This window comes from Bacillus seohaeanensis (assembly GCF_042684945.1).
GTDB lineage: Bacteria > Bacillota > Bacilli > Bacillales > Bacillaceae_B > Rossellomorea > Rossellomorea seohaeanensis.
The window spans coordinates 1-23616 of sequence record NZ_JBHUMF010000020.1 but is presented as its reverse complement, the minus strand read 5'-3'; the positions used below and the strand labels follow the sequence as shown (position 1 = coordinate 23616).

The following is a 23616-nucleotide window of genomic DNA, read 5'->3' as shown; positions in this document are numbered from 1 at the left end:
GGGAAGGTTGCGTGTTTTATTTTGCCTTCTATTGTGTGTTAACCCCAACAAATATTATAGAGCCTATATAATATAAGTTTATATAGATTAAGAAAGGAAGTGGCATATGTTACTTAAAGAACGGTCAGAATCCGAGGGATTAGTGGCTATGCGTTATTTAAACACACGTATAGAGTTAACTAAAAAGGAAAGGTTTCACTATTTAAACCTTGAAAAAGGCTATGAAGGGGAATTGAAATTTGACCTTCTAGCAAAAAACCTCCAAGAAGAAAGATTTATTATCAATGACTTACTGCTTGAACTAAACAACTCGCATTTTCAAATTGATTCATTGATTATATCACAAGGGGTTATTCACCTTTTGGATATAAAAAACTTTGAAGGTGACTGTTATCTAGAATCCGACAAGCTTTTTTCTGTAACAACCGGGCGCGAATATAAAAATCCAGTTAACCAACTAAAAAGATGTGCAACTCTATTCCGTCAACTACTCCAAAACCTCCAGCAAAATTACCCTGTAGAAGCTTCGGTTATTTTTATCAACCCTGAATTCACCTTATATCAAGCCCCAATGGACCAACCTATTTTTTTACCAACCCAAGTAAATCGTTTTTTTAGAGATCTAAATAATACACCATCAACGCTGAATGAAGCGCACCAGAAATTAGCTCAAAAATTAATTTCATTACATCAAACTAAAAATCGATTTACGCTTTTGCCTGAATATAGTTATGACCAGTTGAAAAAAGGGGTTTATTGCAAAAATTGCAGATCGTTTCAGGTTACTATTAAAAATTCTGATTTTGTATGCCATAATTGCGGAGAACAGGAAAGAATTGAGCAAGCTATTTTGCGGAATGTAAAGGAATTCAAGCAATTATTTCCTGATAGAAATATTACTACCCAAAGTATTTATGAGTGGTGCAAGGTAGATTTATGTAAGAAGACTATTCGTAGGTTTTTAAAGAAAAACTATGCGGTATTTGGAAAAACAAGGGGTACTTATTACAAATAAATATTCAAATTGCCTTTTATTGAAAGGTTTCTGAACATCTCACTGTTTGTTATGTATTCAGACTTTATTACTTTTTCAGGCAATCTAGATAAAAAGGATCACTTTTGGACTAGGTGATCCTTTTTTCTGTCTTTCTTTGTCCGAATGGTGTTCGATTTCGGACTCGGGCGTTCTCTTCCTGCCTTTCTTTGTCCGAATAGTGCTCACTTTCGGACTCGGACGTTCTCTTTCTGCCTTCTTCTGTCCGAATGGTGTTCGATTTCGGACTAGATCGATCCTTTTTCTGTCTTTCTTTGTCCGAATAGGGCCCACTTTCGGACTCGAGCGTTCTCTTTCTGCCTTCCTCTGTCCGAATGGTGCTCGATTTCAGACTAGATCGATCCTTTTTCTGTCTTTCTTTGTCCAAATAGGGCCCACTTTCGAACAGAAGCAAATCCTTTCTGCCTTCCTCTGTCCGAAGTGAGACTTCTTGTTGAAACTTAATTACTCAATCATAAAGCACTAGGTAATAACTAAAGAAAAATTACCTACTTATGATACGGTTCATTCCGTATAATTCGAAATACCCGATACACCTGCTCGACCAACACCAACCTCATGAGTTGATGCGGAAACGTCATTTTTGAAAAAGACAATGTTTCATTAGCACGCTTCATGACATTATCACTTAATCCTAGCGATCCACCGATAACAAAGACAATTTTACTTTTTCCGTATGTAGCAAGTTTATCTAGGGTATCAGCTAGTTCTTCCGATGTTCGCATTTTTCCATTAATAGCTAGGGCAATGACGTGAGCATCTTGATTAATTTTTGCAAGGATGCGTTCTCCCTCTTTATCCTTTACTTGTTCCATCTCAACTTCACTTAATTGCTCTGGAGCTTTTTCATCAGGTACTTCGATAATATTAACCTTAGCATAGGCCCCTAATCGCTTTAAATATTCATTAATTCCTTGCTTTAAATACTTTTCTTTTAATTTACCAACCGTTATTATTGTGATGTTCACAATTCATCCTCACCTTATAAACAGACTATCCACAGACTTTATCCACATATCCACAATTACTTTCTGTATATTGTATGGGAATATTAGTTCGACACAATATACATTGGCTTATTCCCACAATATTCACAGGTTGTGGATAAGTTCTCTTCACTTTCCTCTATCTTTTTTAAATTTGGCGCTACTTCATACTCATCTACGATTACATCCATCGCAAGTTCCACATGTTCTGTACAGCAATATATCATATATTACTACTCCCTTTTTTCCTTTTTATTTATACTTTCCAATTTATCCACAAGCTATCATAACATAGACAAAAAAGGCGGGAAAGGTTTAAAACCTTCCCCGCTTTTTCGTTATCCACACTTGATAACTTTATAACCTAGCCCCATCTGTCAGCTTCATTGTCACTTCTTGTAACTTACCGTCACGATAGAACTTTACTTTCATTTGATCTCCAACATTTTTTTCATTGTATAAATGTTTACGTAGTTCAATATTATTATTTATCTTTTCTCCATCTAACTCGACAATAACATCCAGCTCTTGTAATCCTGCTTGTGCCGCAGGTGTATTTGGCTGAACAGCCCTTACCATTACACCATTTCTAACATCTTCCGGAAGCTTTAATGTTTCTTGTTGATGGTAAGCAGGGACTTCACTAACATTTTGCAGTGTAATTCCCATTGCTGGTCGCTTTACTTCTCCGTATTTTTCTAAATCCTCAATGATTGGCTGAGCGTAATTAGTTGGAATCGCAAGTCCTATACCTTCGACTGCCTCTTGTGCTATTTTCATTGAATTAATACCAACTAGCTGACCTGCCACATTAACAAGGGCACCCCCACTGTTACCTGGATTAATAGCTGCATCGGTTTGCAGTACTTCTGCCTGCCAATCTTCCATACCATCTTGGTTTATATCTACTGGAATCGTACGTTCTACCCCAGAAATTACACCTTGTGTAACAGATCCTGAAAAATTTAAACCTAAAGGATTTCCTATTGCAATTACAGGCTCTCCTGCTTTTAATTCATCGGAATTACCGAATTGAATAACATCATCATTCTTTATATTCTTTCCACTCATTTCGAGCACAGCTAAATCTGTCCAAACATCCGTACCTATTAGTTCTGCAGTGACCTTCGTTCCATCTGCCAATGTTACTTCAAGCTGTTCCGCACCTTCTACAACATGATTATTCGTAACAACATAAGCTTTACCACCGGCCTTTTTATAAATAACCCCTGAACCTGTACCAGCCTCCTGTTGCCCACTTTCTTGACCCCAGAAACTAGCTGACTGTATATTCGTAATTCCTACAACGGAATCACCGGCTTTTTCCACTGCTTTTGTTACATCCGTTGTTACATCAACTGAAACGTTTTGTGTATTCACATTACTGTTATTATGATATTCTTCATCTGTTTCTGCTAAGTCTTCGTTTACATCATAAGGGAGAATATTATAATTACTTAATTGAGGAACAGCAATAATCACTAATATTGCACCTAATAACAAACCTAATAAACTTGCAAGGAAATAGCCTCCCCGATTCCCTTTTTGTTTACCGGAACGTTGACTTTCTTCATCATAATATCCCATTTATTTCATCCTTTCTTACTACTATCCATTTATTATTTTCTCTTTATAGCCTTTATTATAATCGGGAAAAATTAAAATAAAATGAAAAGATTATAAGAAATCCATTGAAATTGGAAAAATCATGTACTAAAAAAGGCAAAGACTGCGCCTTTACCTTTTTTATACCTCAAACTGCTAACAGGTTTGTCGGAGTTTTTGGATCCGTATCAAATAACTCAATTTGTTCCCCGACGATTACTCCTCTTGATTCTAGCGTCTGTGTTACACTCATTCTCGCTAAATCTTTCATATTATTATCCGTGCTTAGATGCGCAAGATAAATTCGCTTTGTACGATCACCCATCACATCACTCATTGCAATCGCTGCATCTTCATTGGAAACATGTCCAACATCACTTAATATTCTTCTTTTAATATTCCATGGGTAACGACACATTCTTAACATGCCTACATCATGATTACTTTCAAAAACGTAAGCGTCCGCGTTAGAAATAATTCCTTTCATCCTGTCACTTACATAACCTGTATCTGTAATTAAGGCAATCTTTTTCTCACCATGATGAAAAACATAAAACATTGGCTCTGCTGCATCATGAGAAACGCCGAATGACTCAATACTTAAAGAACCAAAGTGTTTTGCTGTTTCCATATCAAAGGTAAATTTCTGTTCCACATCTATTTTTCCAATAAGCCCGTCCATCGCATGCCATGTCTTTTCATTTGCATAAATCGGCAAGTTATATTTCCTAGCTAAAACCCCAAGCCCTTTAATATGGTCACTATGCTCATGTGTCACTAGGATACCCGATAAGTCTTCTATTTTACGATCAATTTGTTTAAATAAGCCATCCATCTGTTTCCCACTCAACCCTGCATCAACAAGAAACGAATGTTCCTCTGTCTCCACATAGATTGCATTCCCTGTACTTCCACTCGCAAGTACACTAAAATGCATCGACATAACTCCTCACTCCAATGACTCTTTTTCTGGTTGTTCTATTTCAATAATTTGACCGTTTAAGGCATTGATAAATAAATCTTCTGTTTTCCCCTCATGCTCGACTACAAAATGCCATGTAGGGGTAAGCACTTGTGATTCCGCTAATGGGAGTAGTGTATAATAACCTACTTCAGGATCTGCAACCTTACTGTTTGGCAAGATCTTCTTATCTTCATAAAAAGCTTTTAACGTTTGTATTGGCGTAATGAGCTTCTCTTTCTCACTAATTTCTTCAAACGATTCAAGCATTGTCTGTTTATAAGAGATTATTTCATTATCTTTGTTTACGTAAAAAGTAATTTCGCTATTAATATTATGGAAAAGAGGTTCGTCCTTATATGTTTGATAATAAACAATTTTTTGATCTTCCTCATTTACATTCCATAACATATAACGATCACCATATAAAACAGTGCTATTAACAAAACTAGTTAATTCTGCTGTATTTAATTTTTCTCCTAGTGAATACGGCTCATCTAGTGTAGATTGAATCGTTGTATTATTCAAGACGGTAACATCCTGATCCTCTAAACTTGCTATCTCTTTCTCCGTAAATTTCTTTGGCTTTGCACTAATATACGCTTGAGATAACACCTCATTGGTGAAATCATACTCAATCCCCTCAGCCTTAATTCTTTCTTCAAATGTTGTTTCCCCAAACACTTCTAGGTTATTAACAGATAACTTCTGCACAAAAATGGATAGTAGAAAAATATCTAGGATGAGAAAAACAATGATAAAAATTGTTTTTGTTTTATTCCAATCCATTTTCTACCTCCTTTATTTCCTCCATGGAGGGTAACCGAATCCAAGATCCACTAAGTTTATAATACCAAGACGGTTCGAGTGCAATAATTTTTAGTTGGCTCCAATTAGGTTCTTTCTTTAATTTATATCCAATGGCTACATCTTCAATGTATTGTCTTTCTAGCATTTCTGCATTTTCAGCCCGTTCTAGTATTGTTAGTAACTCACTTCCAGATGGCACCTTCACCTTTTTAATATAGGAAGGGATGGAAAGTTTCAGAGAAAAATAAGGACGTTCATATCGATTTATGCTATCTCTTCCCCATACTTGGGTAATCACAGACATATCTCGGTCATCAAAAACAGGCAACCCTTGTAAAAATAATCGGTAATCTATTTTATTTTCGGATGTACTCGCACTGAAAAATTGATAGTTATCTGTCCATCCTCCATGATCATTAACATATTCAATACTTCTTTCTACTAACTGATTGAGATTCGAACTGCCTGTTGGCTCTTCTGCTGGATTTACATACTCAAGTGTATTATTTTCTGTGTCAACTCTCATAATGCTTGTCCAGTCTGTAAACTCTTCCCCAGTACTAGAGTAATCCTTTTTTACACTAGTCGGATCACTAAATAGAGCTAGTTTAAAGTCCTCTGTACTAAATTCCTTTGTATAGTATTGATAACTTATTTTCTCTGGCCTCTCGACTGGTAAGTGAAGGGTTTTTTTATTAAATTTGCTAGTAAAGTAACTTGCGTAATTATAAGGTATTTCTCTTATAACTTCCTTTTCTAACAATGGCAAGTAGTTGGAATTAATCCTACCTTCAAAAACAGAACTTTCATTTTCTCTATATTTGACAAAATAAACAATATTCGTATCGTCATTATTATCAGTTGTATCGACAATAATTCGATCAAATGAATTCGAAGGGAGACTTTTATCTTCAAAGTTTAATACATTACTGTATTCCTGAAAAGGTACAATGTCTGGAAAAATAATCTCTAACCGCCTGTCTCCATGTACCATTTCGTCTAAGGCCTTGTCTGAAACAGAATTGGTAATATTGTTTAGCTCAGAAATATTCCATTTCATCATTTCATCTAATAGCGTATTGATTTCAATCTCATTTGTTGTACCCCAAACTTTGTCACCTTCATGATAAAAAAACTTGAATGGCTTAATCAAACTCTTTGTTTCTTTTTTTTCACTAATAGAAATATCATAAGCATCTGCACTGTCCATCGTGTCATATTTCGGCTGATACGTCCAAATATTCCACGTTAGAAAAATACTTACAGCAACTAGCATTATTAGGATAATAGATTTTACTGTTTCATATTTCATGACCAATCATCCTCTTGTATACGGTCATAAGGAAGGTAAAAAGTAATGGTTGTTCCTTTGCCTTCTACACTGGAAGCCCATATATCACCACCGTGAGCAGAAATCATTTCCTTGGCAATGGCTAGCCCCAACCCTGTTCCTCCCATTTGTCTTGACCTTGCTTTATCAACTCGGTAGAATCGTTCAAATATTTTTTCTACATTATCTTTTGGAATACCCATACCTTGGTCAGAAACACTTACTTCGATAACGTCATTTTTTTCAATTACTTTAAAAGTAACTCTTCCTCCATCTGGAGAGTATTTTAATGCATTTGAAATGATATTATCTAAAACCTGTGTAATTTTATCCTGGTCAATTTCTACAAACAAAGCCGCATTTGGTAAAAATCTCTCGAAGTGGACATTTTGCTGTTTTGTCATTTCAAATCGGTCAATAATTCGATGGAAAAATCGAATAAAATCTATCCAATCTTTATTGAAACGATAATCTTTACTATCCATTTTTGACAATTGAAGTAAATCGTTCACTAATCGAATCATCCGTTCCGTTTCATTCTGCGTGACATCTAGGAACTGTGGTGCAATCTCTTTATCCTGCCATGCTCCTTCTGCAAGTGCTTCTAAATAACTTCTCATCGTAGTAAGCGGTGTTCTCAATTCATGGGATACATTCGCAACGAACTCGCGTCTTTCCATATCTATTTTTTCCTGTTCTGTAATGTCATGTAGAACCGTAATAAGCCCATTCACAAAACCTGTTTCTTTCTGAATAATCGAGAAGTTTGCGCGTAAAATATACGGCTTTTCTTTCGTGCTATAATCTAAAATAATAGAATCCTGCTCATTAGATAGGTCATCAAACGTATATTGTTCTAAACCTAATAGTGAAACAATTGGCTGAGAAAGGACTGTTTCACGTGAAACATTCAACATATTTGCCGCTGGGTCATTGATTAAAATAACCCTTCCTTTCCTATCCGTCGCAATTACCCCATCGGTCATATAAGAGAGAACTGATGAAAGCTTTCGTCTTTCTCCCTCCGTTGTAGCTTGAGCTTCTTGTAAGCGTTTCGTCAAATTATTAAAAGTGATTGCCAACTGACCAATCTCGTCATATCCAAACACTTTAACTTTTCTAGAAAAATTCCCTTTTGCCATTGCTAACGCTTGCTTTCTCATATCTGATATTGGCCTTGTCACCGTTTGGGCAAGCAATACACCGAGTATAGCAGTAATGCCAAGGGCAATAGCCGTTCCATTAGTAAAAATTCGGTTAATCTCATTCAGTTGACTATATACCTCTTCAATTTTGGTTTCTAGATAGATAGCACCAATTACCTCGTCGTTAGAGACAATTGGCGTTGCCGATCTCCATACACGGTTACCTGTCTGATTATCAACAAAAATATTATCCATTACTACCCCAATAGTAAGCACTTTTTTAATCATTTTCTCCGCTGTAATCTGTCCAACAAGCTCTTGGTTAGTATCATCTGAAGTTCCAATGATACGACTTCTATTATTTATCACTCGTATTTCTAAAATATCAGAGGAGGTAGAATCGGTTAAAATATTATTAACTTCAGATTCCAGTGTAGGATCATCCGCATCCCGCTCTTTGACCAATTCCTCTTTTAACGTAAATTCTAATAAATCGATCCTTTCTTTAATGGAGCTTTTGAAGTTATCTACTAGACGATCTTCTAGTTCTCTTACAAAATACACTCCAATAATTTGCATTGCTAAAAGAATCAGTAATACATAAATCATAACGAACTTAAAATGTATGGAACGCGTAAATCCAACTTTCTTCATTTTTTATTACTCCTGTTCAGGATTACGCAAATAATAACCTACTCCTCTACGGGTTACAATCCATGTAGGATGACTTGGATTATCTTCAATTTTTTCCCGTAATCTTCTCACTGTTACGTCAACAGTACGAACGTCTCCATAATAATCATATCCCCAAACCGTTTGAAGCAAGTGTTCACGAGTCATTACTTGTCCAATATGCTTTGCTAAATAATGAAGAAGTTCAAATTCTCTATGGGTTAACTCAATCGTTTCTCCCCTTTTTGAGACAACATATGCATCAGGATGGATAACTAATAAGCCTACAGAAATTTCATTATTCTCATCTTCTTCCTCTTGTTGAGGCACTTGCTGGTGGCGACGAAGATTTGCTTTGACACGAGCAATTAATTCACGAGTACTAAATGGCTTCGTAACATAATCATCGGCACCAAGTTCTAATCCTAATACTTTATCTATTTCTGAGTCTTTTGCCGTTAACATAATAATTGGCATTTCATATTTCTTTCTTATCTCACGACATACCTCCATACCATCACGATTGGGAAGCATAATATCTAGCAGTACTAAATCCGGCTTCACTTCTTCTGCCATCTTGACTGCTTCATCCCCATCATAGGCACAATGAACCTCATATCCCTCTTTTTTTAGATTAAATTGTAAAATATCTGCAATTGGTTTTTCATCATCGACTACTAAAATCTTTTTTTCCATAATAGTTGAGCTCCTTTGAATATATTTTGAACTACGTTGCTAGTTGAAATAATATGGGACTCTTCCCTTAAATTTATCACTTTCTTGAAATGAATTCACCCTTTAAGCCAAATCATCCAAATAAAGGTGCTTCCAGTTAAGGGGGGTAATTCCCAACTAAAGGTTATTTCCAAAAACAAAAGCGTGTTACTTTATCTTTGTACATTAAGAACAGAATTGATGCAATTTTTCATCTGCTAATAACAAACACTGTTTACAAAAAACATTAATAAAAGAAGAGGACTGACATTTAAAGATAGCAATCTTTTTTCCTGTCAGTCCTTTGTTTTCTTATTCTTTTAGACTTTTTTCATAAAGTTTATTGTTTGTGACCAATGGACGGTGCCTTTCTGTCTTTAGGGTCCTGACTTTTCCTCTATATCCTGCAGGATTCAAGTACCTTCCGCTCCAATCCACTCTATGTTTTCAACTGTTGCTAAAAATAACAAACTTTTGGAAAGTAGCTTTCTTTTATTAGAACATTGATAATGGGTTTACTAGTGAACCATTTTTATAAACCTCTAAATGAAGGTGTACACCTGTTGATTCTCCTGTTTGGCCCATCACACCGATTTTTTCTCCTGCAGCAACTGTTTCACCAACGGAAACGTTGATAGAATCTAAGTGTGCATAGAGTGTTCTATAGCCATTATTATGATCAATAATTACTTTATTTCCATATCCATCACTATTAAATCCTGCTGAGACAACAACACCATTATCTACTGATTTAATCGTATAGTTGCTCGGACGTGCGATATCAATTCCTTTGTGGATTTTTCCCCACCGTGCACCTTGTCTGGATGAAATGTATCCACCATTTGTCGGCCAAGTGAAATTTCCAGAGCCTCTTGATGGAGTAACTTTTGTACCTCTAACAACAATATATTTTACAGGTTCTTTAATTACTTTCTCTTCTTTAACATTCTTAGATGTTTGATTGCCATTAAGCTCGTCCACAACGTAAGTCACGGATCTTTTTCCTTCTTGACCTTCCTGCTTCACTTTCATGTCGCCTTTATACATGGAAGAATCTTCTATAACCTCTTTTTCATAGTCAACTGTTTCTATTTTATTAGTCTCTCTTTTTACAGCAACATGTACAACTGGTTTAGAAACGGTCACATTCACTTCATCCCCGATTTGTAACACTTGATCTTCTGTAATATTAGGGTTAAGCTGCAGCAACTTAGCAGTTGTTAAATCATGCTTTTCAGCAATACTACCAAGTACATCTCCTTTTTGAACTTTGTACTTTTTCTCTGCACGTGTACCCTTTAATAGAAAATCAACTGCTTGTTGAGGAGATAGAATCTCACTAGGATTAACTTCTTTTTTTTCAAAAGAAAACTTTTCCTCTATCTTAACATCTAAAACACGCGTTTCGTTTTCCTTTAAAGGGGGTAGAGTTGTAGTAGTGTCAGCTTGACGCTTTTTCACTTGCTGTAATTCCTGTTCTGTCACGTACTTTAACTTGAGTTTCTGGATTGTCTCTTCCGCAGCCTTTTCATCCTTCACATATGCAACAGCCTTATCGTTTATCACTAACGCATAAGCCTCTGATTCGACAGAGATCGTTTCACTTACTTTATTTAAAACCTGCTTGTTATTCGTTTTAGCAGTAAAGACTTGTTCTTTTATGTAAGAAACGCTATTCTCTAATTCTACATTATAGTTAGGATATTTCTTCTTCGCCTTTTGAAGAGTACCCTTTGTAACTGCTTCAATTTTTGTTTTATCTGAAACTGCTCCAACGTACTCGTTGTTCATATATATATGATAGATCGTTTGCAGCCCATTTTCTTTAGAAGATTCAGCTGAAACGGATGTAAGTGTTAATGTGGAAATAGCTAATGTAGTAATCGCTACTTTTTTTATTAAGTTATTATTTAATTTTTTTAATCTAGTTGAATAGGTTGAAATTCGCTCTCCCCAATTCATTTTCTTGCCTCCTAAGCACTGCAAAAGAAATATCGCTCTCTTGATAGTTCTTTTCACCTAAAAAATAAATTTTCTATAAATTTAGTACTCTAATAACTTATCATAATTCGACTTTTAATAGAGAAAAGTTTTTATAATGTAACATAATTGTATATTTGATGACAAAATATAACAGTACCTTGTCGAAAAATCAAATTTAGATAACTAATTAAATGGAGAGAAGGATACCTATATAGCGGGATTCAATTATGCCTAGGAGAATAATTGGTATGGAATAAGTAGGGCTTTATATTACATTAATGTTACAATGGTGACATATTAACTATAGAAGTTAAGTAAAAAGCTTTGATTAATTTGTGAATATATGGATATTATTTGTTGGAAATAGAAGGGGATCCTTCTAATAGGACCTTTATTTAACGCTATTTTCGTAAAGTTTGTTGTTTGTGACCCATGGACCGTTCCTTCCACTCTATATTTTCAACTGTTATTAAAAGCTACACTCTTTTAGAAAATTGCTTTTTTAGAGATGCCTTTTTATAATTAATTATAAAAAAGTACTGCGAGAGTCTATGTCGTCGCAGTACTTTTTGTTGATGGCTCAGGACGGAATCGAACCGCCGACACATGGATTTTCAGTCCATTGCTCTACCAACTGAGCTACTGAGCCTTAATAATATTGTATCCTAATTTTAGATAATGCTTTTTCCATCGTCCAGCTCTCAAGATGTTTATTCAAGATGCTTATTGAGCTGCACGCTGATATATGTATATGTAAAATGGTAAAGTTAAATGGCGGTCCGGACGGGACTCGAACCCGCGACCTCCTGCGTGACAGGCAGGCATTCTAACCAGCTGAACTACCGGACCAATTTTAATATATTAGTAAGTTAGAATGAGAATTTTAACTTACTATGACCCGTACGGGATTCGAACCCGTGTTACCGCCGTGAAAGGGCGGTGTCTTAACCGCTTGACCAACGGGCCTTGCTAAATGGTGAGCCATGAAGGATTCGAACCTTCGACCCTCTGATTAAAAGTCAGATGCTCTACCAACTGAGCTAATGGCTCTTAAAATAAAGTGAGTTTATACTTATATCTCTTTCCAGAAGAGAGTGGCATCTACGACGTCCAGCTTTCAGTAAGTATTTCAAGGTGCAGCTCAAGCTGTACGCTGATGCTTATTCACTGATGCTTATTCTTTCGTGCTCTACCAACTGAGCTAATGGCTCTTAAAATAAAGTGAATTTATACTTATATCTTTTCTATAAAAACAGTTTCTAGAATTTTTAGAGATTAAATAAGTCTTTTTCATTTGTTAACGCTGTGTAAAACTTCTGTAACAACGAAATTAATAATAGCATACAGTCTTTTCATTCGGCAATAGTTTTTTTGTTTTTTTGTCGAAAAAACAGGAATTTAGCTGTTTCCTGTAAAAAAGTTTAGGAAATTATTCATTTGCCTCCTATTACCCTAGAAAATAAATTTCAAAAATAGGAATTAATTGGTATGATTATACTTATTGAAACAGCTTCCCTAAAGTATTGGTATATATTACTTTGTTAAAACGAGGCAATTAATAGGGGGATTTTTAAATAAGGAGGATGATGCTATGACAATTTTCTTTCGTTTGTGGAATAAAATTTCAAAAATGGATTTCAGTTTGATTCTTCTATTATCATTCATCATCGTGCTCTTCGGGAGTATCGGTATCCATCTTCTTGAACCTAATAACTTTCCAACCCTTTTTGAAGGGTTCTGGTGGACGATGACAACATTAACTACTGTCGGTTATGGGGATTACTCACCTTCTACCGTTGTCGGACGCTTGCTTGGAATCTTTTTATTTATATTTGGAATCGGTATTATCGGTTTACTAATCAGTAAAACAGTAGACTCCATTACTACCTTTCATAAGCTAAAAAGGGAGGGAAAACTTGTGTACAAAAAGCAGAATCATTACCTTTATATAACGTGGTCTAAGAAAACAGAACAGGCAATCTTTGAAATACTAGCACATGAACCAAAGGCAGAAATAGTATTGATCGATAATCGTTCCGTATCCCCACTTGAAAACGAACAAGTGCATTTTATTCAGGGTGACCCGTCAGACGAAAAGATATTACTTAAAGCAAATATTCTTGAAGCGAGCAGAGTTGCAATTTTTTCTGATTCTAGTATAGAGGATCCGCTTTTGACAGACGGAAAGACGCTCCTTATTGCCTCTGCAGTAGAATCACTAGCAAAAGAACATAAAAAAGAAATACATACGGTTGTGGAGATATCGGAGGATCGTCATATTCCAAAGTTTCAACATATCGCTGTGGAAGATTTTATTTTATCGAATGATTCCGTTTCGTTACTCATGGCAAAAGCAACACTTCATCCTGGAACAACTAATCTATTTAGACAGCTGTTGAGTAAACGTTTTGGTAATAACATTCACATACTAAAAGCACCAACTCAATGGCATACCTATAAAGATGCATCTGAAAGTCTTTTGCAAATGGGAGCAACCTTGCTTGCGATAAACGATGATATGGATTTTACCTCCGCAGATCAGAAGCGGATTGAAAAAGGAGATATTCTTTATATTGTTTGTCATGATAGCATATTTGAAAACATAAAAAACGATATAGCATAGTTAAAAGGACTGGATTTCCTCGTTTTTAAAAACGAGGAAATCCAGTCCCTTTTTATTAGTAATATCTACTGCTTAATTTGCACTCCAAACACTGCGAACGACATTTGTTTGAGAACGGTCTGGCCCAACAGAGAAGATAGAAAGTGGAATGCCAGTTAACTGAGACACACGTTCTAAGTAATGACGGGCATTTTCTGGAAGTTCACTTAATGTCTTGCATCCTGTGATATCTTCTTTCCAACCTGGAAGCTCTTCATATACAGGCTCACACTCCGCAAGGATATTTAAATTAGCTGGGAACTCTTCCATAACCTCTCCTTTGTAGCGGTATGCAACACAGATTTTTAACGTTTCAATCCCTGTTAACACATCGATAGAGTTAAGAGAAAGGTCTGTTAAGCCACTAACTCGGCGAGCATGGCGAACAACGACACTGTCAAACCAACCAACACGACGCGGGCGTCCTGTTGTTGTACCATATTCACGACCAACTTCACGGATTTGGTCACCAATCTCATCACTAAGTTCTGTTGGGAACGGTCCATCACCAACACGAGTTGTGTAAGCTTTTGAAACTCCTACAACATGATTGATTTTTGTTGGACCTACACCTGAACCTATAGTTACTCCTCCTGCCACAGGATTAGAAGATGTTACAAATGGGTATGTTCCTTGGTCGATATCAAGCATAACCCCTTGAGCACCTTCAAATAGAACGCGGCGACCATCATCAATCGCGTCATTTAATACAACAGATGTATCCACTACATATTTTTTCACTTGTTGTCCGTACTCGTAATACTCTTCTAATATATCTTCTAACTTAAAGCCTTCTGTTTCATAAAAACGCTCAAGTAAACGGTTTTTCTCCTCAAGATTACGTGAAAGTTTTTCTTCAAACAGTTCACGATCTAATAAGTCAGCAATACGGATACCGTTACGTGCGGCTTTATCCATGTAAGCTGGACCGATTCCCTTTTTCGTTGTACCAATTTTATTAGCACCTTTGCGTTCTTCTTCTACTTCATCCAATTTAATATGATAAGGCAGGATTACATGTGCTCTATTGCTGATTCTTAAGTTATCTGTTGAAATATTACGATCATGTAAGTATTTTAATTCTTGCATAAGTGCTTTAGGATCAACAACCATTCCATTTCCAATTACAGCCGTTTTCTCATTATAAAAAATACCGGATGGAATTAAATGAAGCTTATATGTTTCACCATTAAATTTAATCGTATGTCCAGCGTTATTACCACCTTGATAACGTGCAATTACCTCTGCATGTTCTGATAGGAAGTCGGTAATTTTACCTTTCCCTTCGTCTCCCCACTGTGTTCCTACTACTACTACTGAAGACATTTCAGCACCTCCGACGGGAAAAATCTTTCCCTCTTTTTTCAAACAACACCATTTTATCAATTTTAGCGGGGAAAAGTCAATCTAAACACGAACGATTATATGAAAATATAAAAATATGTTCGTAATAAAAATATATAAAAAAACTCACTAAAAGAATAGCATTGTACTATACTACCCTTTTAGTGAGTTATGACTTTACTTAACTATTAAACTAGTTCTGCTATGCTCCAGGCGGAACACTAGCATCGTCAAATCGCCGTTCTAAGTTAACGAATTTATTGTATTCCTTCACGAAAGCAAGGGATACAGTACCGACAGGACCATTACGTTGCTTAGCAATAATAATTTCAATAATATTTTTGTTCTCTGATTCTTTATCATAATAATCATCGCGGTATAAGAAGGCAACAATATCGGCATCCTGCTCAATACTTCCTGATTCACGAATATCAGACATCATTGGTCGTTTATCTTGACGTTGCTCTACTCCACGAGAAAGCTGAGATAATGCAATAACTGGCACTTCTAGCTCACGGGCTAACCCTTTTAGTGCACGGGAAATTTCCGATACCTCTTGTTGTCTATTTTCCCCGGAACGTCCATCCCCTTGAATTAGCTGCAAGTAGTCAATAAGGATCATCCCTAGTCCATGTTCCTGTTTTAACTTACGACATTTAGAACGAATCTCTCCTACTTTTATTCCTGGAGTATCATCAATATAAATACCAGAATTAGAAAGGCTCCCCATCGCCATTGTCAGTTTACGCCAATCCTCATCGGTTAAGGACCCGGTACGTAGATTTTGGGCATTAATATTCCCCTCTGCACAGAGCATACGCATAACAAGCTGTTCTGCACCCATCTCAAGACTAAAAATAGCTACATTTTCATCGGTTTTTGTAGCAACGTTTTGGGCAATATTAAGTGCAAATGCTGTTTTACCAACAGAGGGACGTGCTGCAACAATAATTAGATCATTGCGTTGGAATCCGGCAGTCATATGATCTAAATCGGAGAATCCAGTAGGTATCCCCGTTACATCACCTACTCGGTTCTGCAACGTTTCAATGTTATCATATGTCCGAACGAGCACATCTTTAATATTATGAAAGGCACCAGCATTTTTTCGTTGTGCCACTTCCATTATATTTTTTTCCGCTTCCCCTAAGAGGGCATCGACTTCATCCTCACGATTATACCCATCAGAGGCAATAGTTGTCGCTGTATGAATTAATCTTCTTAAGAGAGATTTTTCATCGACAATTTTAGCATAATATTCAACATTAGCAGCAGTAGGAACAGAGGCAGCAAGTTCGCTTAAATAGGAAACACCGCCTACGTCCTCTAACTCTTTCATTGCAGCAAGTTCTTCTGTCACCGTAATTAAATCCACCGCTTCACCAGAATCCGATAATTTTAACATTACATTGAAAATTCTCTGGTGTGAAATTCTATAAAAATCTTCTGGAATCAAAAGCTCAGAAGCTACCGTTAGTGCAGTACTTGGTTCTAAAAAAATAGCTCCTAAGACAGCCTGTTCCGCCTCAATATTCTGTGGAGGAACACGATCTTGTAACATTTCATTCATTTATCCATTACCTCCAGTTATAAAGAAGGGGTATTATTTATCATTCGAAAGTAGCAACAACTTTAGGAATTAAGTTGAGATTAACCAAAGAGTCGATATCGCTTAAAAAATTTTATGCTTAACGAAAGGCTCTTTTCTCATAGATTGGTGTTTTTACTTATAAACTCTTCCCGTTGATTAAACTTAGTTTGTAGTTGAGAAGCAACAAACTTTACGAAAACACTAGAAAAAATGTGATCAGGAAAATTCCAGATCACATTACTAAGAACTTATTCTATTTTAACATGTTTTTTCAAAAATGCAGTTACCAAATTACGTATTTTATATTCCACATTTAACGAATGGTGGGGTTCTCTTCCAGTAATAGCTCCGCTTTATACTACTATTACCCTTATTCTTCCGTAACGTGAACCTTTAACGTTGCGGAAACATCAGAATGCAGCTTAATAGGTACATTAGAATATCCTAGGGCACGAATGGCATCATTCATTTCAATTTTACGTTTATCTACTTTAATGCTGAAGTTTTTCTTTAACGTTTCCGCAATTTGCTTACTTGTAATAGATCCGAATAAACGACCACCATCACCGGCTTTGGCTTTCATCTCTACTGTCAAACCTTCTAATTTTTCTTTTAATTGTTTCGCTTCTTCCAATTCCTCTTCAGCAAGCTTTTCTTCTTTTTTCTTCTGTGCATCTAGCTTGCTTATACTTGCATTGTTTGCTTCAATCGCAAGCCCTTTTTTTAATAAAAAGTTATGTGCATAACCGTCTGCTACATTTTTCACTTCGCCTTTTTTACCTTTACCTTTTACATCTTTTAAGAAAATTACTTTCATATGTCCTTTCTCCCTTCAAAATAATCATCTAATGCTTCTTTTAATTGTTCTTCTGCTTCTTCAATTGAAATATCCTTCAACTGAGTAGCAGCATTTGTCAAATGCCCTCCACCATTTAGGTTTTCCATAATGATTTGAACATTGACTTCCCCTAAGGAACGAGCACTGATTCCAATCGTATCCGGATCCCTCTTTGAAATAACAAAAGAAGATACAACTTCATCCATTGCCAATAATGTATCTGCTGCCTGCGCAGTGAGAACTGGATCGTATATAACGTCATCTTCTCCTTGCGCAATCGCAACTCCTTCATAGTAAAATTCAACGGATTCAATGAGTTTGGCTCGTTTAATGTACGTTTCTACATCCTCTTTTAGAAATTTTTGTACAAGTACTGTATCTGCTCCTTGGGCACGTAAATAAGAGGCAGCGTCAAAAGTTCTTGAACCCGTACGCAATGTAAAGCTTTTGGTATCGACAATAATTCCTGCGAGTAGAGAGGTTGCCTCAAGCATACTAATCTTTTCATGTTTAGGTTGATATTCCAAGAGTTCTGTTACTAGTTCCGCTGTCGAAGAAGCATACGGCTCCATATAAACAAGAAGAGGACTTTTAATAAAATCTTCACCTCGACGGTGGTGGTCGATGACGATAACCTTGTCTATTTTACTCAATAACCGTTCATCAATAACAAGAGAAGGTTTGTGTGTATCTACCACAACAAGGAGGGTATCCTCTGTCGCCATCTCTAATGCCTCTTCGGATGTTATAAAGCGGGAATGAAGGTCAGGATTTCCCTTTAGTTCATTCATTAACCTTTTCACACCGGTATCTATTTCATTATAGTTAACAACTACATAGCCCTCTCGTTGATTCATCTCTGCAACTTTCCTAACCCCTATGGCAGCACCTATTGCATCCATATCAGGAAGTTTATGCCCCATTACAATGACTTTATCACTTTCAAGGATAAGCTCTTTTAACGCATGAGATATGACACGCGCACGGACCCTTGTCCGCTTTTCCATTGGGTTTGTTTTACCGCCATAGAATTTCACTTTACCATTGGTTTGTTTGATTGCTACTTGGTCCCCGCCTCGTCCAAGGGCTAGATCTAAGCTAGATTGAGCTAGCGTGCCTAACTCCGGTAAAGATGATACACCTGTTCCAACCCCAATACTTAAGGTCAGAGGAACATTTTGCTTAGATGTTGTTTCTCTAACATCATCTAAGATCCCAAATTTCTCCTTTTCTAACAATTGAAGAATTTGTTCATTCATTACCGCAATAAATCGTTCGGAAGAAATTCTTTTCAAGAGTAATCCATATTCTTTTGCCCACTTATTTAAAATTGATGTTACTAGACTGTTTAGGCTACTTCTTGTCTGATCGTCCATTCCTTGTGTCATTTCATCATAGTTATCTAAAAAGATGATGGCAATATTCGTCCGTTCGTCCTCGTATTGCTTTTCAATTTCTTTTTGTTCTGTAACATCAAAGAAGTATAATAACTTTTCTTTCAATTTTAAAATGACCCGGTATTTCCTCCCATTTAATGAGATGATTTCCGATTCGACTTCTTGTTTGATAAGCGGTACAAGTGTGTCCGCTACATCATATAAAGACCTACCCACTAACGTATCTTCGTTCAAACAGGTTGCGAGAAATGGATTTGTCCATTCTATGTAATACTCATCATTGATAAGCATAATACCGATGGGCATTTCCATTAAAGCTTCTTCCCCGACACGCTTAACACGATAGGAGAGAGTAGAAATGTACTCCTCTGTTTCCTCATGGGCTCTTTGTTCAAAATAAAAAGCAAGAAAATAGATGGAAACAAAACCAACTGTTCCTATTACTGCAAGATAAATGTTGGTAAAGGCTGTCCAAATTAAAAGGAGCACTGTCAGAACGGCGAGACCGTATAAAGGATATCGGATCATCCGCTTATTAAAATAAGATGGCATGCTTTCAGCTCCTAAAACTTAAAATAAATGATTCTACTGTGCATCAACAACATAATAACAGTAGGTTTCCCTATCATTACTTACGTTGAAGGCGCTGTCTAAGATCAAATCCTAAGTCAATTATACCTAAAATCCTCACGATATAAAGAAGAGGAATGGAAACAATTATAACTAATGTCAGTAGCCCTTTGGACCAGCCCTTTAGATGGCTATAAAAAAAGATAAATGCTAGACCTTGTACTGCCATCAATGTTTGGAGCACATAAAGCAAATTGATTAACGCTGTGTAATAGTAACTTCCTGTTTCCGGTTGAATGGCAATTGATAAAACAAGCACGAGTAAGTAATACCAAAGTATACTTTTAGGAAGCTTCCATTCACGAAAAGGTTTAAATTTAGGTGTATCTATTCCCAGTCGTTTTACAATTGGGAAATTCACTAAAATGAAAAGCAAAACTAATAAAAATGCTGACATTAAAAATAATGTTGGTGTTAGCGTCCCTATCAAGTCTATCGAATTATTGAACTGCTCCATCATTTCGCCATCAACTGACTGACCAAAGTTTGCGAGCATATCAGCAGATTGGTTAAAAGACTCTTTCATTAACTTTATTGTATCTTGAATCATGTCTATATCAAAAAGAACAATAGACAAGGCATATTGAGCAACTATATTAACTAACATTGTAAGGCTTGAAGCAATAAATAATGTCACTTTATCCTTTTTCTCTTTAATAAACCATCCCATAACAATTCCTGTTGTTCCTGAAGCAAGTGCAAGCGGAACAGCAAGAAATGTCCCTAATAAAGCGGAAAGAATACAAGCACCAATTAGCATCAAGAGTGAATACTTAAAGGGATGCTTTGCACTAAATAAAATAAAAGGAAGGACGAGAAATAAAAAGGAAATGATCCATAAAATTGGAACATAAATAGAAATTAACAGTAACACAACAAAAACGGCAAGCAATAACGCACCTTCCGTTAACAACCGGGTATTTTTCAAAACACACTCTCCTTATTAGTCTAATGACATTATTATTGTTATCATACCAATTTTAACAATAATTTTCGAATATTTGAGTAGTGCAAAGTGAACTTTGTCCTGTAAGAAAATTAACCTTTAGTATATATAACAAAAATGGATGTATCTTTTCAATTAATAGTAATTCCAACATCCTAGCAACAAAAAGGCTTCAATTTGGTACCCAGTCTATGGAAAATACCCTTCGGAGGATATTGGCGCTAAGCGAAAGGAACAATGTAAATATTAAAAAAATTACCTTTTGCAACTAAAAATTAGGCTGTTTCCTAAAAAAATCTTACTTTTAACAACAGTTGAAAGCATAGAGTGGGTTGGAGAGAAAAGGAACGGCCCATTGCCCACAAACAACAAACTTTACGAAAAACTCACACGGTGGCTGAAACCAAGCCACCACCATCTAATATAAAAAGGCCCTTTTCTCATAGATTGTTGTTTTAACTTATAAATTCAGCCCGCTGATTTCTGCTACGGGCACTTGCTTTCCGCGGGAAGAGAGGGAAGTGCCCTCCCATCCAATCCATTCAGTTAGTTAAACTTAGTGTGTAGTTTAAAAGCAACAAACTTTATGAAAACAGCCTATAAAAAGGAAAGTTAGTGCCAAAGTGGTGTAGTATCGATTCATTTTGGTTATTCTAAACGATTTTACGATGCTTAAAAATACTTTTTTCATACAAACAGCCAAAAATTAAAAAGAGTACCTTTTCCTTACTTTTATCATAGGCAAAGTAGAAGAAGGATACTCTTTTTTCCTTGTTATATTTTAAAGCGTCCTATTGATTCCTGCAATTCATAGCTAAGCTGCGTTAGCTTTTCTGCAGAATCTGTTACAGACTGAATAGCTCTTAGTTGTTCATCTGTAGAGGCACTTACTTGTTGACAAGAAGCAGCAGTCTGTTCTGATGTAGATGACATCATATGTATCACATTAACTACTTCATCCTTATCAGCGTTTATTTTTTCTACCTCATTGTACACCGAAGTAATTTCTACTTGCATTTCCTTCATTAAACTAGCAGTACTTTCAAAAATTTGATTGGTCTGTTGAACTACATGGTGCTGGTCATCCACTGTTTCCTTCGTTTTAAACATTTCTTCCACTGCTTTTTCAGAACTCATTTGAATGTCCAAAATGGATTGCCTTACTTCTTCTGTAGCATTTACCGATTGTTCTGCGAGCTTCCTGACTTCATCGGCTACGACTGCAAACCCTTTTCCATGCTCACCCGCACGTGCTGCTTCAATACTTGCATTTAGTGCTAATAAATTGGTTTGAGAAGAAATATCCGTTATCGTTTTCATGACACTTTCAATCGTTTTCACATTATCCTCTAAGTTCAAAATTACCTTTTCCATAGAAGAAATAAACTGTCTCGATGATTGATGCGACTCCTGAAGTTTGCCCATTTGTTGAATACCCGAGTGGTTCATATCATCTGCTTTCTCAGCCATCTCTGACATTCCCTTTGCTTTTTCATATACTTCATTAATTCTTTCACCAAGCAAGCTGGATTTGTTGTTTGCTTCCTCGGCATCTGAAGCAGATTGAGAAGCTCCATTTGCAATTTCTGTAACAGCTGTTGCCATTTCCTCACTAGAAGCATTTGTTTCTTCTGATACAGCACTAAGACCCTCCGCTGATCCCCGAACATTTACAACGGAATCCTGAACAATCCTTAAAGTATTTCTCATATTACTAATCATCTTGTTAAAATCAGATGCAAGCTTTCCAATTTCATCTTTAGATTTAATATCTGATTGGATAAGCAAGTCTCCTGCAGCAACATTTGTTACGGTTTGTTGCAGTTTTTTTAAAGGTCTCGTTATTGCGTTAGATACAGAAATAACAATGACTAGCATTATAATTAACGTAATAACAGCTGTTAAAAATAATATATTTTCAATTTCCTTCGACGTCTGAAGAAGATTTTCTTCCGTATAAGAAGCTCCAATAATCCAATTTGTTTTTGGTACAGTATCATAAATCATCATTTTATTATCGCCATCTAGTGAGTATTTAACCGTACCACTCTTTTCTTCACTATCTAGCATTTTTTTAATAAAGTCATGTTTTGATAAATTCTCCCCACGGTCAGATGGATGAACAATTGCTGTTCCATCTGTTGCTAACATAAAAGGGTAGCCCTCATAACCAAGGTCCATCTCAGCAATATTTTCTGTCAGTATAGAAAGGTTAATATCTACACCTATAACCCCAATCACTTTATCATTTGAAACTACTGCCTGAGAAGCCGTAATGATATATTTATCTGTCGCTTCATCTATATAGGGGTTACTCCATACTACTCCCGATTTGGCTTCCTCAGCTTCTTTGTACCAATCCCTTGAAGTGGGGTCAAAATCACTCGGTAAGTCAGCAGACGGTACAATTTTTAGTTTTTTATTAGGAGAAGCCAAATAAATAGATGATACTTCCTCATATAAACTTAGATAATTATCAAAATCCGCTTGAATAGATGTATACAGTTCAGAGTCTACTACTTCCTTTTCTTTCTTCCCCAACTGATTTTTTGCATAGTCTATTAAGGAATTAGAAATAGTAAATTGCTGCACACTTTTTTCATATTGTCCTAAAAATAGCTGGACAGAGGTATTTAACTCCCCAACCATTCCACTAGACTGAGAAATTACATTATCTTCTGTCTTCTCTCGTGTTTGCCAACCAGAAATAACAATAATAGCAGTAAACGATACAATAAATAATAAAGAAAAAACCAATATCAGCTTCATTCTAATTGATGATAATGAAAATAACCCTTTAAAATTCCTCACTCCCCACACTCCTTATGAAATAATTATCTCTATTTATTTTATATTTCGACATTTTCAAGAATTTGTTTAGAAAGGTTCTACGTCAAATGTTGGGGTAACATAGGCTACCGCGCTTTTGCTTGGTGGCCTTTTATAAG

The 23616-nt window shown here is 36.1% G+C and carries 18 protein-coding genes, 4 tRNA genes and 1 pseudogene; 2 read left to right on the top strand and 21 right to left on the bottom strand.

Translation table 11 applies throughout. The features are described 5' to 3' along the window. Positions 1 to 106: 106 nt before the first annotated feature. Positions 107 to 1015: a nuclease-related domain-containing protein gene (locus ACFSUL_RS09055; RefSeq protein ID WP_377934675.1), complete on the top strand. Its 909-nt coding sequence runs from the start codon at positions 107 to 109 to the stop codon at positions 1013 to 1015. Positions 1016 to 1124: 109 nt separating this feature from the next. On the opposite strand, the gene ACFSUL_RS09050 is transcribed toward ACFSUL_RS09055, so the two are convergent. The 14 genes from ACFSUL_RS09050 to ACFSUL_RS08985 all read right to left on the bottom strand — a co-directional run bounded on the left by ACFSUL_RS09050 (position 1125) and on the right by ACFSUL_RS08985 (position 12310). Next, complete coding sequence (locus ACFSUL_RS09050; RefSeq protein ID WP_377934672.1) at positions 1125 to 1421, bottom strand: hypothetical protein; 297 nt, start codon at positions 1419 to 1421, stop codon at positions 1125 to 1127. A gap of 121 nt (positions 1422 to 1542) precedes the next feature. Further along, positions 1543 to 2022, bottom strand: coding sequence for a 23S rRNA (pseudouridine(1915)-N(3))-methyltransferase RlmH (gene rlmH / locus ACFSUL_RS09045; RefSeq protein ID WP_377934670.1), 480 nt, complete (start codon positions 2020 to 2022; stop codon positions 1543 to 1545). Between the two features lie 83 nt (positions 2023 to 2105). Further along, positions 2106 to 2267 carry a CxxH/CxxC protein gene (locus ACFSUL_RS09040; RefSeq protein ID WP_377934668.1) on the bottom strand — a complete coding sequence of 54 codons (162 nt, stop codon included), beginning with the start codon at positions 2265 to 2267 and terminating at the stop codon, positions 2106 to 2108. A gap of 130 nt (positions 2268 to 2397) precedes the next feature. After that, positions 2398 to 3627, bottom strand: a complete 1230-nt coding sequence (locus tag ACFSUL_RS09035; RefSeq protein ID WP_377934666.1) for a S1C family serine protease — start codon at positions 3625 to 3627, stop codon at positions 2398 to 2400. Between the two features lie 166 nt (positions 3628 to 3793). Continuing rightward, complete coding sequence (locus tag ACFSUL_RS09030) at positions 3794 to 4588, bottom strand: MBL fold metallo-hydrolase (protein WP_377934664.1); 795 nt, start codon at positions 4586 to 4588, stop codon at positions 3794 to 3796. Between the two features lie 6 nt (positions 4589 to 4594). Then, positions 4595 to 5395, bottom strand: a complete 801-nt coding sequence (locus ACFSUL_RS09025) for a two-component system regulatory protein YycI (RefSeq protein ID WP_377934662.1) — start codon at positions 5393 to 5395, stop codon at positions 4595 to 4597. Then, complete coding sequence (locus ACFSUL_RS09020; protein WP_377934660.1) at positions 5382 to 6728, bottom strand: YycH family regulatory protein; 1347 nt, start codon at positions 6726 to 6728, stop codon at positions 5382 to 5384. The genes ACFSUL_RS09025 and ACFSUL_RS09020 overlap by 14 nt, the downstream gene beginning before the upstream one ends. Beyond that, complete coding sequence (gene walK / locus ACFSUL_RS09015) at positions 6725 to 8545, bottom strand: cell wall metabolism sensor histidine kinase WalK (protein ID WP_377934657.1); 1821 nt, start codon at positions 8543 to 8545, stop codon at positions 6725 to 6727. The genes ACFSUL_RS09020 and walK overlap by 4 nt, the downstream gene beginning before the upstream one ends. Positions 8546 to 8551: 6 nt before the next feature. Then, positions 8552 to 9259 (bottom strand): response regulator YycF, encoded by a 708-nt coding sequence (gene yycF, locus ACFSUL_RS09010; RefSeq protein WP_377934655.1) that lies wholly within the window; start codon positions 9257 to 9259, stop codon positions 8552 to 8554. Positions 9260 to 9772: 513 nt separating this feature from the next. Then, positions 9773 to 11239: a peptidoglycan DD-metalloendopeptidase family protein gene (locus tag ACFSUL_RS09005; RefSeq protein WP_377934653.1), complete on the bottom strand. Its 1467-nt coding sequence runs from the start codon at positions 11237 to 11239 to the stop codon at positions 9773 to 9775. 597 nt (positions 11240 to 11836) lie between these two features. Further along, positions 11837 to 11909: transfer RNA gene (locus ACFSUL_RS09000), tRNA-Phe, on the bottom strand. A 123-nt stretch (positions 11910 to 12032) separates the two neighbouring features. Then, positions 12033 to 12109, bottom strand: a tRNA-Asp gene (locus ACFSUL_RS08995). 45 nt (positions 12110 to 12154) lie between these two features. After that, positions 12155 to 12226: transfer RNA gene (locus ACFSUL_RS08990), tRNA-Glu, on the bottom strand. Between the two features lie 8 nt (positions 12227 to 12234). Beyond that, positions 12235 to 12310, bottom strand: a tRNA-Lys gene (locus ACFSUL_RS08985). 541 nt (positions 12311 to 12851) lie between these two features. On the opposite strand from ACFSUL_RS08985, the gene ACFSUL_RS08980 reads away from it, so the two are divergent. After that, positions 12852 to 13883: a potassium channel family protein gene (locus tag ACFSUL_RS08980; protein WP_377934651.1), complete on the top strand. Its 1032-nt coding sequence runs from the start codon at positions 12852 to 12854 to the stop codon at positions 13881 to 13883. Between the two features lie 72 nt (positions 13884 to 13955). Here the strand turns inward: ACFSUL_RS08980 and ACFSUL_RS08975 are convergent, their stop codons facing one another. The 7 genes and pseudogenes from ACFSUL_RS08975 to ACFSUL_RS08945 form a co-directional block, all read right to left on the bottom strand. Then, on the bottom strand, positions 13956 to 15248 hold the full coding sequence (locus ACFSUL_RS08975) for an adenylosuccinate synthase (protein ID WP_377934650.1): 1293 nt from the start codon (positions 15246 to 15248) through the stop codon (positions 13956 to 13958). A gap of 220 nt (positions 15249 to 15468) precedes the next feature. Further along, the gene (dnaB, locus tag ACFSUL_RS08970; RefSeq protein ID WP_377934648.1) at positions 15469 to 16836 is read right to left on the bottom strand and encodes a replicative DNA helicase; all 1368 of its coding nucleotides are present in this window, start codon (positions 16834 to 16836) and stop codon (positions 15469 to 15471) included. A 391-nt stretch (positions 16837 to 17227) separates the two neighbouring features. Continuing rightward, the gene (gene rplI, locus ACFSUL_RS08965; protein ID WP_377934646.1) at positions 17228 to 17674 is read right to left on the bottom strand and encodes a 50S ribosomal protein L9; all 447 of its coding nucleotides are present in this window, start codon (positions 17672 to 17674) and stop codon (positions 17228 to 17230) included. Further along, complete coding sequence (locus ACFSUL_RS08960; RefSeq protein WP_377934644.1) at positions 17671 to 19644, bottom strand: DHH family phosphoesterase; 1974 nt, start codon at positions 19642 to 19644, stop codon at positions 17671 to 17673. The genes rplI and ACFSUL_RS08960 overlap by 4 nt, the downstream gene beginning before the upstream one ends. 76 nt (positions 19645 to 19720) lie before the next feature. After that, positions 19721 to 20650, bottom strand: a complete 930-nt coding sequence (locus ACFSUL_RS08955) for a YybS family protein (RefSeq protein WP_377934642.1) — start codon at positions 20648 to 20650, stop codon at positions 19721 to 19723. Positions 20651 to 21442: 792 nt separating this feature from the next. Continuing rightward, complete coding sequence (locus ACFSUL_RS08950) at positions 21443 to 22273, bottom strand: methyl-accepting chemotaxis protein (RefSeq protein WP_377934677.1); 831 nt, start codon at positions 22271 to 22273, stop codon at positions 21443 to 21445. Positions 22274 to 22384: 111 nt separating this feature from the next. Next, positions 22385 to 23437: pseudogene (locus ACFSUL_RS08945) on the bottom strand (cache domain-containing protein); the annotation flags it as partial. Positions 23438 to 23616 lie beyond the last annotated feature (179 nt).